Source organism: Citrobacter sp. GW821-FHT02E08 (genome assembly GCF_059421685.1).
In genome coordinates this window covers 17152-33341 of record NZ_JBWKVL010000024.1, presented here as the reverse complement: position 1 = coordinate 33341, position 16190 = coordinate 17152, and the positions used below count along the sequence as shown (strand labels likewise).

At 54.2% G+C, this 16190-nt stretch carries 8 protein-coding genes and 1 pseudogene; 1 reads left to right on the top strand and 8 read right to left on the bottom strand.

The genetic code is table 11. The features are described 5' to 3' along the window. Positions 1–614 precede the first annotated feature (614 nt). The 8 genes and pseudogenes from AC07UY_RS21065 to putP all read right to left on the bottom strand — a co-directional run bounded on the left by AC07UY_RS21065 (position 615) and on the right by putP (position 11779). Positions 615–3839, bottom strand: coding sequence for an RHS repeat-associated core domain-containing protein (locus AC07UY_RS21065; RefSeq protein WP_494701871.1), 3225 nt, complete (start codon positions 3837–3839; stop codon positions 615–617). Next, positions 3833–4531 carry a DUF6531 domain-containing protein gene (locus tag AC07UY_RS21060; RefSeq protein ID WP_494701872.1) on the bottom strand — a complete coding sequence of 233 codons (699 nt, stop codon included), beginning with the start codon at positions 4529–4531 and terminating at the stop codon, positions 3833–3835. The genes AC07UY_RS21065 and AC07UY_RS21060 overlap by 7 nt, the downstream gene beginning before the upstream one ends. 445 nt (positions 4532–4976) lie before the next feature. Beyond that, positions 4977–5272, bottom strand: a pseudogene (locus AC07UY_RS21055) (integrase); the annotation flags it as partial. 114 nt (positions 5273–5386) lie between these two features. Further along, positions 5387–6175, bottom strand: coding sequence for a phosphate starvation-inducible protein PhoH (phoH, locus tag AC07UY_RS21050; RefSeq protein WP_203358212.1), 789 nt, complete (start codon positions 6173–6175; stop codon positions 5387–5389). A 517-nt stretch (positions 6176–6692) separates the two neighbouring features. Then, entirely contained in the window at positions 6693–7976 is a 1284-nt protein-coding gene (gene efeB / locus AC07UY_RS21045) for an iron uptake transporter deferrochelatase/peroxidase subunit (protein ID WP_494701873.1), read from the bottom strand. A gap of 5 nt (positions 7977–7981) precedes the next feature. Next, positions 7982–9109 carry an iron uptake system protein EfeO gene (gene efeO / locus AC07UY_RS21040; RefSeq protein WP_494701874.1) on the bottom strand — a complete coding sequence of 376 codons (1128 nt, stop codon included), beginning with the start codon at positions 9107–9109 and terminating at the stop codon, positions 7982–7984. A 57-nt stretch (positions 9110–9166) separates the two neighbouring features. Continuing rightward, positions 9167–10000 (bottom strand): iron uptake transporter permease EfeU, encoded by an 834-nt coding sequence (efeU, locus tag AC07UY_RS21035; RefSeq protein ID WP_494701875.1) that lies wholly within the window; start codon positions 9998–10000, stop codon positions 9167–9169. 270 nt (positions 10001–10270) lie between these two features. Further along, a complete protein-coding gene (gene putP, locus AC07UY_RS21030) occupies positions 10271–11779 on the bottom strand; it encodes a sodium/proline symporter PutP (RefSeq protein ID WP_494659540.1) in 1509 nt (502 codons plus the stop codon). 420 nt (positions 11780–12199) lie between these two features. Here putP and putA point away from each other — a divergent pair, with 420 nt between their 5' ends. Continuing rightward, complete coding sequence (gene putA, locus AC07UY_RS21025; protein ID WP_494701876.1) at positions 12200–16162, top strand: trifunctional transcriptional regulator/proline dehydrogenase/L-glutamate gamma-semialdehyde dehydrogenase; 3963 nt, start codon at positions 12200–12202, stop codon at positions 16160–16162. Positions 16163–16190: the final 28 nt, after the last annotated feature.

Below are 16190 nucleotides of genomic sequence, written 5' to 3'. Positions count from 1 at the left end.
CTGGTTTTGTCATGAGTCACCTCTGATTGAGAGTTTACTCACTTAGTCGCGTGTCCACTATTCGCGGGTAAGATCAGTACACTTTCTGGCCGTTTTTCTCCATCAGCACCAGCCTTTCCCAGTGTCCGTTTCTCGTAGCTAGTCAACTGGTGCTGCGGGTCGTAGTGGTAGAGGTGCTTTTGCCGCATTTTCAGTCATTTTTTAGAAACCTTCTCATGGAACCATACGTGAATTAAAAAAAATGCTATAGAAAGAAACCACGCACATAAGGCTATGTAAGGCATAAAAAAGCCACCTATAAGACTATTCAATAGATTGCGAGTAAAAAAATCATAAAAATAAACAACCATTACAAATACATCACTCAAAACGGAAGAAAGATAAGGCCCCAAAATAAAAAACACATACGCATACACCTGTGATTTACAAAAAAAAAGATGCTTTAAAACAAATAAAAAAAACAAGAACACATAAAATAAAAAAACATAGCTCCAAAAATAACTATGCAGCGTTTTAAATGCAAAGCCATAAACAACAGTGATATGAGAAATTAATGCACATAGTAAAGTTAATAATTTCAGACTAAATCTTTGTATTTCCATTCGTATTGCCTTTCAATACGCTGGAGATACGAAAAATGAACCAAACGACCTAGGGTGCTGAATTTCACTCATAGCATCGCCCATTCCCCACGGACTTATAGTCATTTCCAAATTTTTGAAAGGTCCAATCCCTTGCAAAACACTGCTAGAACATATCGCACACTTGAGCGGTGAGCATCCGCCCATATTATCTATCGCATCTCTAATTTTTTTATCTTCATCCGGTGTTATTTCAAAACTATACACCGTGACTTTAGAACCATCCGCATATTGGTATTTTAAATAATCATTTAAATTTGCATCTGATGCGCCAAAAACACCACCACTACCAGAAGGTATCCCCGCAGGAGTAACATACGAACCACCAGGATCATATAATAGTTCGTTCTCCCCAGTTCCCATATGCAATCCAACATGGCCTATTCCATTGTTATTGACGATTACATCGATATTGTTCAAACCCAGTGGATCTATTGCTTGTAATGGATTCAATGGATATCGATATAAATTCACCCCGCCCTTCAGCCCTATCGGATCCTGCGTGATATACCGCCCCTGTGCCGGATCGTAGTACCGGTGCCGGTTATAGTGCAGCCCCGATTCCTCGTCATACCACTGGCCCGGCAATCTCAGCGACTGTTCCATCTTCTTCGGATTCTCTTCGGAAAGAACATTTCCCCACGGGTCAAGTTCTGCTTTCCAGTCTGTCTGGCCTTCACTGTTAATAAGCGCCACCGGCATACCCCGAAGGTCACACTGATAAAGATGAATTTTTCGGATATTCACCACCGGCAGCGAGTCAAGCTGTGCCGCCATCAGCCGGGCAGGGATGTTCGCAAACTCCAGCCAGTTACGGCTTCTTTCCGACAGGCTTTCTGTCCGCAGGTCTTCTTCCAGACGCTCCATATCCGCATACTCCTGAGTCGTAAAGGGTATCTGGCTGTACTGCTGGAGTTTGTCGGCAAGACAGGTATACGGCTCGTCTCCACCATCGCTCTCGATGCGCAGCAGCGGCGTGAAGCTGTTGGGTTCATACAGCGTGTGCACCTTATGCCCGTTTTTCTGCGTCAGCACCAGTCTGTCGCCGTCCCACCCGTAACGCGTGGTGTCGCTCTGGTTATTGCGTTTTATTGTTTTGCTGATGCGCCGCCCGTACGGGTCGTAGCTGTAGGTCGCACGGGTGATGGCACCTGCCGGGGTCTGTTTCTTGTAGCCCGTCAGGCGGTGCAGCAGGTCATAGTGATAAAGATGTTTCTCCCGCTCGTTGTATTTTTTGATGAGGTTGCCCCACGCATCGTACTCATACTGCCAGATGGCGTCTTTTACCGGCCGGTTGTCGAACTGCTGGCGGCCTTCCCCCTCCACCCGGTTGCCCGTCGGGTCATAACGGTAGTCTGCACTAAGCCCCGGCTGTACCGCGCTGATTAAGCGTCCGTTGTCGTCGTAGCCATACCGGCATTCTGCACCGAGGCCGGTAAGCTGACCCAGGATGTCGTACCGGTAGTCCTGCGTCTCACTGCCGGTAACCCGCGCTGCCAGCTGACCCGCTGCCGTGTAGCGCCGCTGCTCCCGGCAAGGCCCGAATACCCGCTCCGCTTCCCGGTGCAGCTTATCGCGCTCCAGCTCCACCATGACATGACCGCCCAGGCTAACGCCGATAAGATGCCCGCTGCCGTAGCGCTGCCAGCCGGCCTGCGGCAGCGCGCCGTACTGTGTCTGCTGTTCATTGCCCAGTGCGTCGTAACGGTGGCCGGTTTTGTGTTGCCAGATGGCCTCCCCGTCGGCGTTATATGCGGTCTGCACTTCTTCGGCGATGTGCCCGCCCGCGTTATAGCGCCAGCTGACGCTGGTGTCGTCCCGGACCTCCGCAGTCTGACCCGCATCTGTGTACCGGTAATGCTGTGTCCGGGTGCCGCCCTCCGCACCAGTGCTGTGTAACCGGATAAGTTTTCCCGCGTCGTCGTACTGATAATGGTGGGTGATGTCCCCGTCCTGACGCAGTATCAGCTGTCCTGCCATATCGTAGCGATAACGCTGTGTTCTGCCGTCAAACGCCACGTCCTCCGTCAGCCGGTCCATCACGTCATAGCTGAAGCGGTACGGACGCCGGTTCTCGTTGGTCAGACCGGTGAGCCGCCCCGCCAGGTCGTAATGGTATTCCCGCACCAGTCCGCCCTGACGGGTTTCGGTGAGATGACCGCGTTTGTCACGGGTCAGAAGCTGTTCGCTGCCATCCGGAAGAATCACAGAGGTAACGTCACCTGCACGGTTATGCCGGTAACGGGTGGTCCGCCCTTCAGCATCGGTATCGCTGACCCGGTTGCCGCGTGCGTCGTACTCATGCGTAAGGTGATAGCCTTCCTCGCCACTAATTTCGGTCAGATTTCCCCACGGGTCATACATGTAAGTGGTTTTATAACCGCTGCAGTCGGTATAACGGACAAGCTGACCGTAACGGCTCCACTGCAGGTGTCTTTTTCCACCTGCAGCGTCTTCGATTTCCACCGGCAGGTCGCTTGCGACACCGGCATAGTGGTAGCGGGTGATGCTGCCATCTGCCGCCATTTGTGCGGTTATCCGGCCCAGAGAATCATAGTCGTTGCGGGTGGTGCTGCCGTCCGGATACAGCGTGGCGATAAGCTGGCCCTGACGGTTATAGTCGAAACGGACTTCTTTCCCGTCCGGCCCTTTGATGCTGCTGACGTCACCGCTGACCACATCCAGCGCATACGCGGTCTTTCTGCCCAGCGGGTCAGTACTGGTAGTCAACCGCCCGCTGGCATCGTACTTTTTCTGCTCGCTGCTGCCGTCCGGGTGGTCAATTCTGACCACCCGCTTTAAGCCGCCTTCGCCTTCGGTGTGATACGTCCGTTGTCTGCCGTCGCTGTAGGTGACGAGGGTTTTGTCCGGCTGGTAGTCAAAGTGATAGTCCAGCCCGTGGCCGTCTTCAGTTATCTGTCGTACCGCCCGACCTGCATCGTCGTACTCATACGCCGTCACCGGACGGCCGGTATGTCGCTGGCCGCTCATCCGCCCCGGACAGCCCGGATGATAAGCAAAGGCACGCACCTCCAGACCGCTGCGGTCATATACGCTGACCAGTTCGCCGTGTGCGCTGTAGCCGTAACGCGCCAGCGGCAGCTCCGGCACATCGTAGCCGCCATCACGCGCCAGCCACACGGCCGTCAGCCGGACGCCGCTGTCCTGTTCCGTGGCGGCAACCGCCTGTATCAGCACCAGCCGGTAATGCCGGCCGCTGCCGTCGGTGACCCCGGTGATGCGCCCCGTAAACTCACCTTCCTGCGCCCGAAGCGGTCACGCTGCATCTGCAACAGCTGACGGCCCGGCTGCATAGCCCCCACGTGGCTGAATATCCACCATGGCCCAAGCGGGTCACTGGTCACAAAGTAAAACTCAGGGTGATGCCGTGCCTCTTCCGGGAGCGTCTGCCACAGCGGCTGCAGCACGTCCGACTGCCCGCCTTCCAGGACTGCGGCCCCGCCGCGGACTATCCATAATTTCTCACTGCGGCTGTAGGTCAGTTCGCCTGCGCTGAGCGGGTCGAAGGTGATGCTGCGGCCTTTATCGTCATTGAGGATAAGCGTGTCTGGCGTGGTGAGCAGGCTGACTTCTGCCGCCTGGCTCCAGCCAGGGCCAAACAACCCCACCGGCGCTGGTGTCGGTGTGCGGTAACTGGAGTAGCTGCGGCTGAGAACGAAGGGCACCGGACCGGGCAGCGCGACATCCACCTCACCGGGCAGGACTTTGGCACCGAGAACGGGGTTAACCGGGTCGCCTTCGGTGACGCCGCCGGGACACACGGAACAGGCAATGCCGCCCTGACTGCCTATCAGCACAGTGCGTGAACCCTGCACAATCTGACCATTTGCCACGCCGTCGCTTATCCGGCTCGCGGGTTTTCCACTCATTGCTGATATCCTTTTATTGTGGCGCATCTGTCCATAACTGACTGCGCTGGTCAGAATGATAAATACTGTTCCTGTATAAAACGGATACTCTCCTTTAGAGTTTACTTTTTTGACGAATATCAATGGGGCAGGTTAATAAGAAGAATATTTAATAAAAGTTAACTGTGTGGCACTCAATATATTTTTGGATAAAATAAATACCCCTTCAGTATTCATGACGTAATTATATTTAATCTGCAATATTATTATATTCAGTGCCGACTTCCGGTAAAACTGCTGTCGCTCTTAATCCATCGTTATATCAGTTTATTGCTGACTCTCACTGTTACTGGTTCAGGCCGCCTTAAGCTGCCGCGTATAAATATAGGTTGCTGTATCCCCCTCGCAGCATTTATAGAGACAATCCGATCACCGCCGCATACCTCAAGCAGTTCCGCTTTATGTACATACGCAGCGCCCGGTTGGGGGTGTATTCGTTCATCGTTTTGTACGGGTTATAGTCGCCAGGAAACACCAGTTCCAGATGACCAGTAATCTCCTGTATCTGTTTCAGAATGGCTATCGGCTGGTGGGAGAACGGCACGATATGCAGGGATACGCAATTGCGCCAAAACCTGAAAAAAGCACTTTGTCGATGGTTTCGTGGGTGGCGGGGATAGTCCAGATTTTGTTTCGAAAATCAATATCGATCCAGCGGGCGAAACGCTGTTTTATGGAGCGGATAAACAGGCACAGCGTCAGCCCTCCGCTTTGAAGCGCTTTTCGGTAGAGTCAATTTTCCCGGTGAGATAGCCGCAAATACGAACACGGCTAAAAACAAAGCCCGGTTTCCCGGGCTATGAGATCATACTACCGCTAGCTGTAAGCATTAAGCGTGCGTTGACAGAGCGCTGAACGCACGCAATCGTCTTTGTTGAATCGGATAATCCCGACCATCTCATCTTCTTCAAAACGCGCTAATGCGTCACTGAGCCCTGACTGAACGTGAGCGGGTAAATCGCATTGGGTAATATCACCATTCACGATCACCGTGACGTTCTCCCCGAGGCGAGTTAAAAACATTTTCATCTGCGCTGCAGTCACATTCTGAGCCTCGTCGAGAATGACAACTGCATTTTCAAATGTACGTCCGCGCATATAAGCGAACGGCGCGATTTCCACCTTACCAATCTCAGGTCGCAGGCAGTACTGCATAAAAGACGCACCCAGACGTTTCACCAGCACATCATAGACTGGGCGAAAATAAGGCGCGAATTTCTCAGATACATCTCCAGGCAAGAAGCCGAGATCTTCGTCGGCCTGCAGGACTGGACGGGTGACAATGATCCTTTCTACATCTTTATGTATCAGGGCCTCTGCTGCTTTTGCCGCGCTGATCCAGGTTTTACCACATCCGGCTTCACCCGTAGCGAAGATCAGCTGTTTACTCTCAATGGCATTCAGGTACTGCGCCTGAGCCTCATTTCGCGCAGCAATTGGTGTTGCGTCGCGGCTGTCGCGCGCCATGCCAATTGCTTCTACGCCGCTCATCTGCACAAGCGAGGTGACCGACTCTTCTTCACGTTGCTTGTGGCTACGCGAATCCCGTCTCAGCACACGCTTTGCTTCGCGACGAGCTTTGATCACTGCTTTTTGTCTTCCCATGGATAGCACCTTGAGTTGTAGGTATACATCACACGTGCCGCTGGCAGCACGATTATGCGCACACACATCTGAGGGTTGGCTTCCTTGTAAGCCATAGCTTGCCTTCTAAAAAGACACCACACACGGCTACGCGCACCGTATACGGCGTCAGTAACAATGCTAAGAAGAAGTGAGAGAAATTTAGGGGTGACGAGTGGGCTACCGGAGGAGAAACTTCCGCGTAAGGTACTGCGGTTACTGTGAAAAGCATGTCCAGTTGAGGACCTTACCATTCGCGATCTCCATAGTGAATGACCATCACTGCCGGGAACTACCGCTCATACGTATAATTACATCAGAATCGATCATTAACGCAACAACATTTTTACTTTGCATTAACGAAAAATTCTCTTTGTTCTGACAGTAGTCTCTTACAGGGATATGACAAAATTATTTCAGAAGATGGGTTAGATCAAAAAATAATATTTTCATTCATGAGGATGAGAGTGAAGCCCCGCAGGAAAAGCGGGGCTGACGATCAGGCTTCCAGCAGGGATTGCCCCAGATAGCGGTCGGCGTTTTTTACGCCGGGGAGTGCGAAGAAGTAGCCGCCGCCGATTGGCTTAACGTACTCCTCAAGCGCTTCACCATTCAGCCGTTTTTGCACGGCCAAAAAGCCTTTTTCCAGATCGTGCTGATAACAGGCGAACAGCAGTCCCATATCCAGTTGCCCGGAATTAGTCACGCCGAGGGAGTAACTGTAGCCACGGCGCATCATCAGGCTGGATTGGGTTTCTGCCGTGCGCGGATTCGCCAGTCGAATATGGCTGTCCAGCGCAATCACATTCCCTTCCGGGTCGCTGGCGTAATCCGGCACATCATGCTCGTGCTGCATGCCCAGCGGTGCCCCGGTCTGTTTATCACGGCCAAAAATGGTCTGCTGCTCTTTCAGCGGCGTCCTGTCCCAGAACTCGACGCGGAACTGAATCAGCCGGACGGCCTGATAACTGCCCCCTGTCGCCCACGCAGGTTCTTTCTGTTCTGCGGTCACCCACACGACATCCTGCATCAGTCTGGCGTCTGAGCTGTCGGGATTGGCGGTGCCATCTTTAAAGCCCAGCAGATTGACCGGCGTCTCTTTTCCCTTACTGCGTGCCGCGTGATCGGAGATAAACCCTTCCCGCTTCCAGCGCACACTCAGGAGATCCGGCGTGTGCTTAATAATGTCGCGCAACGCATGAATCACCGTATCCTGGGTATTGGCGCAAATCTGTAATAACAGATCCCCGTGGCATAACCCCGCATCCAGTGAATCATTCGGAAAGCGCGTCATTTTCTGCAGTTTTTTCGGCATCTGAGCCTGTAATCCATAGCGCTCATCGAACAACGCGTGCCCCACCGAGAGCGTCATAGTCAGATTATCGGGTGCTATCCAGGCACCGAGGATCCCTGAATCCATAGGCGGCAAGCGAGGATTTGGCGTTTCAGGCGCTGGCCCTCCCGTCGTCAGGAAGGCGATACGGCGCGTCAACAGGCGAAACAGACGTTCGAGCTCCGCTTTGTCACTGGCCAGAATGTCAAAAGCCACCAGCACCATAGACGCCTGCTGCGGCGTGAGAATCCCCGCCTGATGTTCGCCGTAGAAGGGTTGCGTTTCGCTACGGGCATCCGGCGACAAGGTCCCCGGCGCACTTTGTGGTTTTTGAGCATGAGCCACCGGGCAGCCCCCCGCCAGCGCCAGCGCGCCGCCCAATGCCCCCATCCCTTTCAGTAAACGTCGGCGTGACGGTTCGCTCACGCCGTTTTCATTATCATGCTGCATGGTGCTTAATCCAGACCCAGTACGCCGCGCAATTGAGACAAATCTTCCGCCAGCGTCGTGATTGGCCCTTTCAGGGCGTTACGATCGGCATCGGTCAGCTTGTCATAGGTTTCAAACCCGTCTTTGGTGCGATATTTCGCCAGGATGGCATCCACTTTCTTAAAGTTGGCATCCACTTTCGCCAGCAATTCCGCATTGGATTTTTGGAGCTGCGGGCGCAGAAGGTTGACGATTTTTTGCGCGCCATCGACGTTTGCCTGGAAGTCCCACAGGTCAGTTCGGCTATAGCGTTCTTCTTCACCGCTGATTTTGCTGGCCGCCACTTCTTCAATCAGAGCAGCCGCGCCGCCCACCACTTTTGACGGCGGGAAAGCCAACTCGCTGATCCGCGTTTGCAGATCAACCACATCGGTATAAAGCTGGTCGGCATATTTTTCCATGCCTTTCGTACTGTTGTCGCCGAACAGGGCTTTTTCCAGACGGTGGAAGCCCGTAAATTTCGGGTCTGCCGCTTTCTGTTCGTAATCATCTTCACGCGCATCGATACGGCCATCAAGATCGGAGAAGAGTTCTGCGATTGGTTCAATACGCTCGTAATGCTGACGCGTTGGCGCATACAGTGATTTTGCTTTCTCGATATCACCCGCTTTAATGGCATCGGTAAACGCTTTTGTGCCGGTCACCAGTTGTGCGGTCTCTGCCGTGACATACGCTTTATACTCAGTAATCGCGCCACTCAGACTCAATAATGCATCGCTTTGCGCCGCCTCTGCCGTTGCGCTGCCTTTCACGATCAGCTTCCCTTTCGGGTTGGTCAGCAGACCGCAGGTCATGTCATATTCACCCGGTTGCAGATTTACGGTCATTTTCTGACTGAAACCTGGGGCGATGTTTTCGCGTTCTTCCACCACCATCACGCCTTTGAGGATTTCCCACTCCAGCGCTTTCTGGCTGTGGTTCAGAATAATGAACTGCGTTTTTCCGGCATTCACTGTCAGGGTCATCGGTTCACACTGTTTATCATTAACGGTGACTTTAACCTGTGGAATATCAGCTGCATGAGCAGTAAAAGCGGAGGCGAACAGCGCAGCAATACCCAACTGCAGCGCGTTACGGCGGAAGTTAATCGTCATGACTCATCCCTTTAAATAAGTATGTTGTAACTAAGTAGTTTTCTGCGCCACATTTTTTCAGGGTGCTGTACGAGACGCCGTCGTACCTGCACGAGGCGGCAGCGCAAACAGCACCAACGCCGGAATCAGATAGATAAACCAGACCGCGACTTCACTCACGCTGGGCGCTTCCTGATAGCCGAAAATACCCTCCATCAGCGTTCCAAACAGCGAATGGGTAGAGAGGATACTGCTCATATCAAATGCCACATCCTGGAAGTGGTTCCACAGTCCCGCTTCGTGAAACGCGCGGATCGCACCGGCAGCAAGCCCGGCCGCAACCAGCAAAATGAACAGGCTGGTCCATTTGAAAAAAGCGCCAAGATTAAGGCGGATCCCACCCCAATACAGTAAGAAACCGAGCACCACTGCGGTTGCCAGCCCCAGCATCGCGCCCAGCGGCGGCCAGAACCCAACGTCCTGTTGAAACGCCGCCAGCAGGAAGAACACCGATTCGAGGCCTTCGCGGGCAACGGCGAAGAAGACCATCATGACCAACGCCCAACCGTGATGATTTCCCCGCTGCAATGCGCTGTCGACAGCTTGCTCCAGTTGTACTTTGACGTTGCGCGACACTTTGCGCATCCAGAACACCATCCAGGTCAGGATCACCACGGCAATGACTGCCACAATGCCTTCAAACAGCTCTTGTTCCTTCTGCGGAAATTCACCCGTGGTTTCATTGATGAAGACCCCTAACGCCAGGCACAATCCCGCCGCCAGAATCACCCCAATCCACATCACACCAATCCAGCGACCGCGCTGGGTACGCTTCAGATAGCTGGCGATCAAACTCACAATCAGCGCAGCTTCTAACCCTTCGCGTAACATAATTAGAAACGGAACAAACATGCCGGGAACCCTTAAACGTTATTCTCAGTCAACTGATGCAAAGAAAAGTAAATTACAGTGATAGTGATTATCATTACAGAGAAAGAAAACTCAAGCAGAATGTTTTGATTATGATGATTGAATGTAAATATTTGGCTGATTAATAGTTATTAATACTTTGTAGGGTGCTGAGACGAAAAAGCCCGCACGTGGCGGGCTGGGGAGTGTTTTTGCCGGATGACCACGCGTAAGCGTCTTATCCGGCCAGCAGTTCGATGCCTTCAGGCTCTGTTACTGCTCCTGCAGACGCGACGGCGGTGCCGAATGGTAATGCGCATCCGCTTTCGCAAAGCGTGCCTGCATAGCGGCAGACGGCGCTTTGTCCAGCAAACTGAAGACCACAATCCCAAGACTACCGAAAATAAAGCCTGGAATGATTTCATACAGGCCCAGCCAGGCAAACTGTTTCCAGACAATGACGGTGACAGCACCGATGATCATTCCGGCCAGCGCGCCGTTGCGGGTCATTCGCGGCCACATCACAGAGAACAGGACCACCGGACCAAATGCAGCGCCAAAACCGGCCCAGGCGTAGCTCACGAGTCCAAGGACCCGGTTCTCAGGGTTGGCAGCAAGCGCAATTGACACCAGCGCCACCACCAGCACCATCAGGCGCCCTACCCACACCAACTCTTGCTGGCTGGCCCCTTTGCGCAGGAAGGCTTTGTACAGATCTTCGGTAATCGCACTGGAGCACACCAGTAATTGGCAGCTGAGGGTCGACATCACCGCAGCCAGAATGGCAGACAGCAGAATACCGGCAATCCACGGGTTGAACAGAATTTGCGCCAGTTCGATGAAGACGCGCTCAGAGTTCTGGTTAACCGCTCCAGCCAGTGCCGGATTATCGTTGAAGTACGCGATACCGAAGAAGCCGACGGCCACTGCCCCCGCCAGACACAGGATCATCCAGGTCATACTGATACGACGCGCATGCACGATACTGTGATGCGAATCCGCCGCCATAAAGCGCGCCAGGATGTGTGGCTGACCGAAGTAACCCAGCCCCCAGCCCATCAGGGAGATAATGGCGACAAAATTCAGCCCTTTGAGCATATCCACATTCTCAATGCTCTTTTGTTTGATAACCTCCAGCGAGTCACCAAAACCACCCACGGCGATGATGACCATTACCGGCGTCAGGATCAGCGCAAAAATCATCAGGCTGGCCTGAACGGTGTCGGTCCAGCTTACCGCGAGGAAACCGCCAATAAAGGTGTAAAGGATGGTCGCTGCCGCCCCTGCCCACAGCGCCGTTTCATAGCTCATGCCGAAGGTGCTCTCAAACAGACGCGCGCCCGCCACAATGCCGGAAGCACAGTAGATGGTGAAAAACAGCAGAATAACCACCGCAGAGATAATACGCAGAATGCGGCTGTTGTCTTCAAAACGTCCGGTGAAATAGTCCGGCAGGGTTAACGCATTATTGTTGTATTCGGTATGCACGCGCAGACGGCCCGCCACCAGCTTCCAGTTGATCCACGCGCCTAATGTCAGGCCAATGGCAATCCAGCTTTCTGAAATGCCTGAAATGAAAATCGCGCCTGGCAGTCCCATCAGCAGCCAGCCACTCATATCCGACGCACCCGCCGACAATGCGGTCACAAATGGCCCGAGGCTACGGCCACCCAGAATATAATCATCAAAGTTCTTCGTTGAACGCCATGCAATAAACCCAATCAATATCATGCCCAAAATATAGACACAAAATGTCACCAGCATCGGTGTGCTAATAGCCATCAAAAATCTCCAGAATCATTTATCGACAATATCGATACTTGCCGTTTATCCCCTGCCGGAACGTAGCAGTGGTGTGTATGTTTACCATGGCGCCCGTATCCTGCCGGAAGCGGTGGTCTTTCACAATCGATTTAACACACCATTTACATCAATTTTTTAATCAGCGGCATACCATTTTTCTATAGGTTGCACTCTCTCACATTTTTCACGGTTGCACCTTTAAAAAGTGTTAACTACCGCAGAGAAAATAATTCACTTTTTATTTCCCGAATAAAGAACACCCGCCCAACATTTAACAATTAATTCATTTTTGAGCTTGCAAGCCACATCACACTTAACAAGGTTGCACAAAGTTGCAACATAGTAGATATTTCTCGATAACCATTAGTACTACTTACCAGAACAACAGGAGCACACGGCATGGGAACCACCACGATGGGGGTTAAGCTGGATGACGCGACGCGCGAACGTATTAAATCAGCAGCAATACGTATCGATCGCACCCCACACTGGCTCATCAAGCAGGCAATTTTTAATTATCTGGAAAAACTGGAAAACAATGACGCGTTGCCAGAGCTTCCCGCGCTGCTGGCCGGTGCGGCAAATGAAAGCGAAGAATCCGTCGCGCAGCAGGATGAAATCCACCAGCCTTTCCTCGAGTTTGCCGAGCACATACTGCCCCAGTCGGTTTCACGTGCCGCCATTACCAGCGCATACCGTCGCGCCGAAACCGATGCCGTCGCGATGCTGATGGAGCAGGCCCGCCTGCCGCAACCTGTTGCGGAACAGGCTCATAAACTTGCCTGGCAACTGGCGGAAAAACTCCGCAACCAGAAAACGGCCAGCGGTCGTGCCGGCATGGTTCAGAGCCTGTTGCAGGAATTCTCTCTCTCTTCTCAGGAAGGGGTGGCGTTGATGTGTCTGGCGGAAGCACTGCTGCGTATTCCCGATAAAGCCACGCGCGATGCGCTGATCCGCGACAAAATCAGTAATGGCAACTGGCAGTCACACATTGGCCGCAGCCCGTCGCTGTTTGTCAACGCGGCGACCTGGGGCCTGCTGTTCACCGGTAAGCTGGTGTCAACGCATAATGAAGCCAATCTCTCCCGCTCGCTGAACCGGATTATCGGCAAGAGCGGCGAGCCGCTGATCCGCAAAGGTGTGGATATGGCGATGCGCCTGATGGGCGAACAGTTCGTCACCGGAGAGACCATTGCAGAAGCGCTGGCCAATGCCCGCAAGCTGGAAGATAAAGGTTTCCGTTACTCCTACGACATGCTGGGTGAAGCCGCGCTAACTGCCGTGGACGCACAGGCCTATATGGTTTCCTATCAGCAGGCGATCCACGCCATTGGTAAAGCCTCGAACGGTCGCGGTATTTACGAAGGTCCGGGCATCTCCATCAAGCTCTCGGCTCTGCACCCGCGCTATAGCCGCGCGCAGTATGACCGCGTCATGGAAGAACTGTACCCGCGCCTGAAATCGCTGACCCTGCTGGCGCGCCAGTACGATATCGGTATCAACATCGATGCCGAAGAAGCCGATCGTCTGGAAATTTCGCTCGATCTGCTGGAAAAACTCTGCTTCGAACCGGAACTGGCGGGCTGGAACGGTATTGGCTTTGTTATCCAGGCTTACCAGAAACGCTGCCCGTTCGTGATTGATTATCTGATAGACCTGGCGACCCGTTCTCGCCGCCGTCTGATGATCCGTCTGGTGAAAGGCGCCTACTGGGATAGCGAAATCAAACGCGCGCAGATGGACGGCCTGGAAGGGTATCCGGTGTATACCCGCAAGGTGTACACCGATGTTTCCTACCTCGCCTGTGCGAAGAAACTGCTTGGCGTGCCGAACCTGATTTATCCGCAGTTCGCCACCCACAACGCCCACACGCTGGCGGCGATTTATCAACTGGCCGGGCAAAACTACTATCCGGGTCAGTATGAGTTCCAGTGTCTGCATGGCATGGGCGAACCGCTGTATGAGCAGGTCACCGGTAAAGTTGCCGACGGCAAACTCAACCGTCCTTGCCGTATTTATGCACCGGTCGGCACGCATGAAACGCTACTGGCCTACCTGGTACGCCGCCTGCTGGAAAACGGGGCGAATACCTCTTTTGTTAACCGCATTGCCGACGCCACGTTACCGCTGGATGAACTGGTGGCCGATCCCGTAGAAGCCGTCGAGAAACTGGCGCAACAGGAAGGACAGGCTGGCCTGCCGCACCCGAAAATTGCACTGCCTCGTGACCTCTATGGTCATGGTCGTGAGAACTCCGGCGGTCTGGATCTGGCCAACGAACACCGCCTGGCCTCTCTCTCCTCTGCGCTGCTCAACAGCGCCCTGCAAAAATGGCAGGCGAAACCGATGCTGGAACAGCCGGTTGCCGACGGGGAAATGGCACCCGTAATTAACCCTGCAGAGCCCAAAGATACCGTCGGTTTCGTGCGCGAAGCAAGCCCAGGCGAAGTCGAACAGGCGCTACAGAGCGCGGTGGATAGCGCCCCGATCTGGTTTGCCACCCCGCCGCAGGAGCGCGCCGCAATTTTGCAACGCGCCGCCGTGTTGATGGAAAGTCAGATGCAGCAGCTGATTGGCATCCTGGTGCGCGAAGCCGGTAAAACCTTCAGCAACGCCATTGCCGAAGTGCGTGAAGCCGTGGACTTCCTGCACTATTACGCAGGCCAGGTACGCGATGATTTCGACAATGAAACACACCGTCCATTAGGTCCGGTGGTCTGCATCAGCCCGTGGAACTTCCCGCTGGCGATTTTCACCGGTCAGGTCGCCGCCGCGCTGGCGGCAGGCAACAGTGTGCTGGCAAAACCGGCAGAACAGACGCCGCTGATCGCCGCTCAGGGGATTGCTCTCCTGCGAGAAGCGGGCGTACCCGCCGGGGTGGTGCAGTTGTTGCCAGGTCGGGGGGAAACGGTAGGGGCGCAACTGACCGCCGATAACCGTGTACGCGGCGTGATGTTTACCGGTTCGACGGAAGTCGCCACATTATTACAACGCACGCTCGCCACACGCCTGGATACCCAGGGCCGCCCGATCCCGCTTATCGCGGAAACCGGCGGAATGAACGCCATGATCGTCGATTCATCGGCCCTCACCGAACAGGTGGTGGTGGATGTGCTGGCCTCCGCGTTTGACAGTGCCGGGCAGCGCTGCTCTGCACTGCGCGTACTGTGTTTGCAGGACGACATCGCTGAACATACCCTGAAGATGCTGCGTGGAGCGATGGCCGAATGCCGGATGGGCAATCCGGGTCGCCTGACCACAGACATCGGCCCGGTTATCGACCAGGAAGCGAAAAGCAACATTGAAGGCCATATTCAGGCCATGCGCGCCAAAGGCCGTCCGGTGTTCCAGGCCGTCCGTGAAAACAGCGACGATGCCCGCGAATGGCAGTCCGGAACCTTTATCGCACCGACGTTGATTGAGCTGGAAAGCTTCGACGAGTTGCAAAAAGAGGTGTTCGGACCGGTTCTCCACGTGGTGCGCTACAACCGTAACAATCTGGATGCGTTGATCGAACAAATTAACGCCTCCGGATACGGGCTGACGCTTGGCGTACATACCCGTATCGATGAAACCATCGCCCAGGTCACCGGCTCGGCACACGTGGGTAACCTGTACGTTAACCGCAACATGGTCGGCGCCGTGGTCGGCGTTCAGCCCTTTGGTGGCGAAGGGTTATCCGGAACCGGACCCAAAGCGGGCGGCCCGCTGTACCTGTATCGCCTGCTGGCACACCGTCCGGAGAAAGCGCTGGGAACGACACTGGCGCGTCATGATGCCAGTTACGCTGTCGATACCCAGGTAAAAACCGTGCTGATTCAGCCGCTGGTGGCATTAACCCAATGGGCGGAAGCCAGCCCGGCGCTGCGCGCGCTCTGCCAGCAGTTCAGCGAGCTCAGCCAGTCCGGGACTCAACGCGTACTGCCAGGCCCCACCGGGGAACGTAACACCTGGACGCTGCTACCAAGGGAGCGTGTGTTATGTCTGGCGGAAGACGAGCAGGATGCCCTGGTTCAGGTTGCCGCCGTGATGTCGGTCGGAAGTCTGATTTTGTGGCCGGATGATAGCGCCCATCGTGAACTGGCAAAACGCCTGCCTGCCGCCGTTTCAAAGCGTATTCAGTTTGCGAAACGCGATGGGCTGACGTCGCAACCGTTCGATGCGGTTATCTTCCACGGCGACTCCGATCAGCTGCGCGCCCTGTGCGAAGCCGTTGCCGCACGCGAAGGGGCCATCGTTTCTGTACAGGGATTTGCCCGTGGCGAAACCAACATTCTGCTGGAGCGGTTGTACATTGAACGTTCCCTCAGCGTTAACACCGCAGCTGCCGGAGGTAACGCCAGCCTGATGACAATTGGCTAAGGCTGTGGTTAATTAAGGCTCCGGTAAC

Coding starts and splice junctions, on each gene's coding strand:
- efeU (WP_494701875.1), bottom strand. CDS start 10,000: ATGTTTGTTCCGTTTCTAATTATGTTACGCGAAGGGTTAGAAGCTGCG.
- efeB (WP_494701873.1), bottom strand. CDS start 7,976: ATGCAGCATGATAATGAAAACGGCGTGAGCGAACCGTCACGCCGACGT.
- AC07UY_RS21060 (WP_494701872.1), bottom strand. CDS start 4,531: ATGAGTGGAAAACCCGCGAGCCGGATAAGCGACGGCGTGGCAAATGGT.
- putP (WP_494659540.1), bottom strand. CDS start 11,779: ATGGCTATTAGCACACCGATGCTGGTGACATTTTGTGTCTATATTTTG.
- efeO (WP_494701874.1), bottom strand. CDS start 9,109: ATGACGATTAACTTCCGCCGTAACGCGCTGCAGTTGGGTATTGCTGCG.
- phoH (WP_203358212.1), bottom strand. CDS start 6,175: ATGGGAAGACAAAAAGCAGTGATCAAAGCTCGTCGCGAAGCAAAGCGT.
- putA (WP_494701876.1), top strand. CDS start 12,200: ATGGGAACCACCACGATGGGGGTTAAGCTGGATGACGCGACGCGCGAA.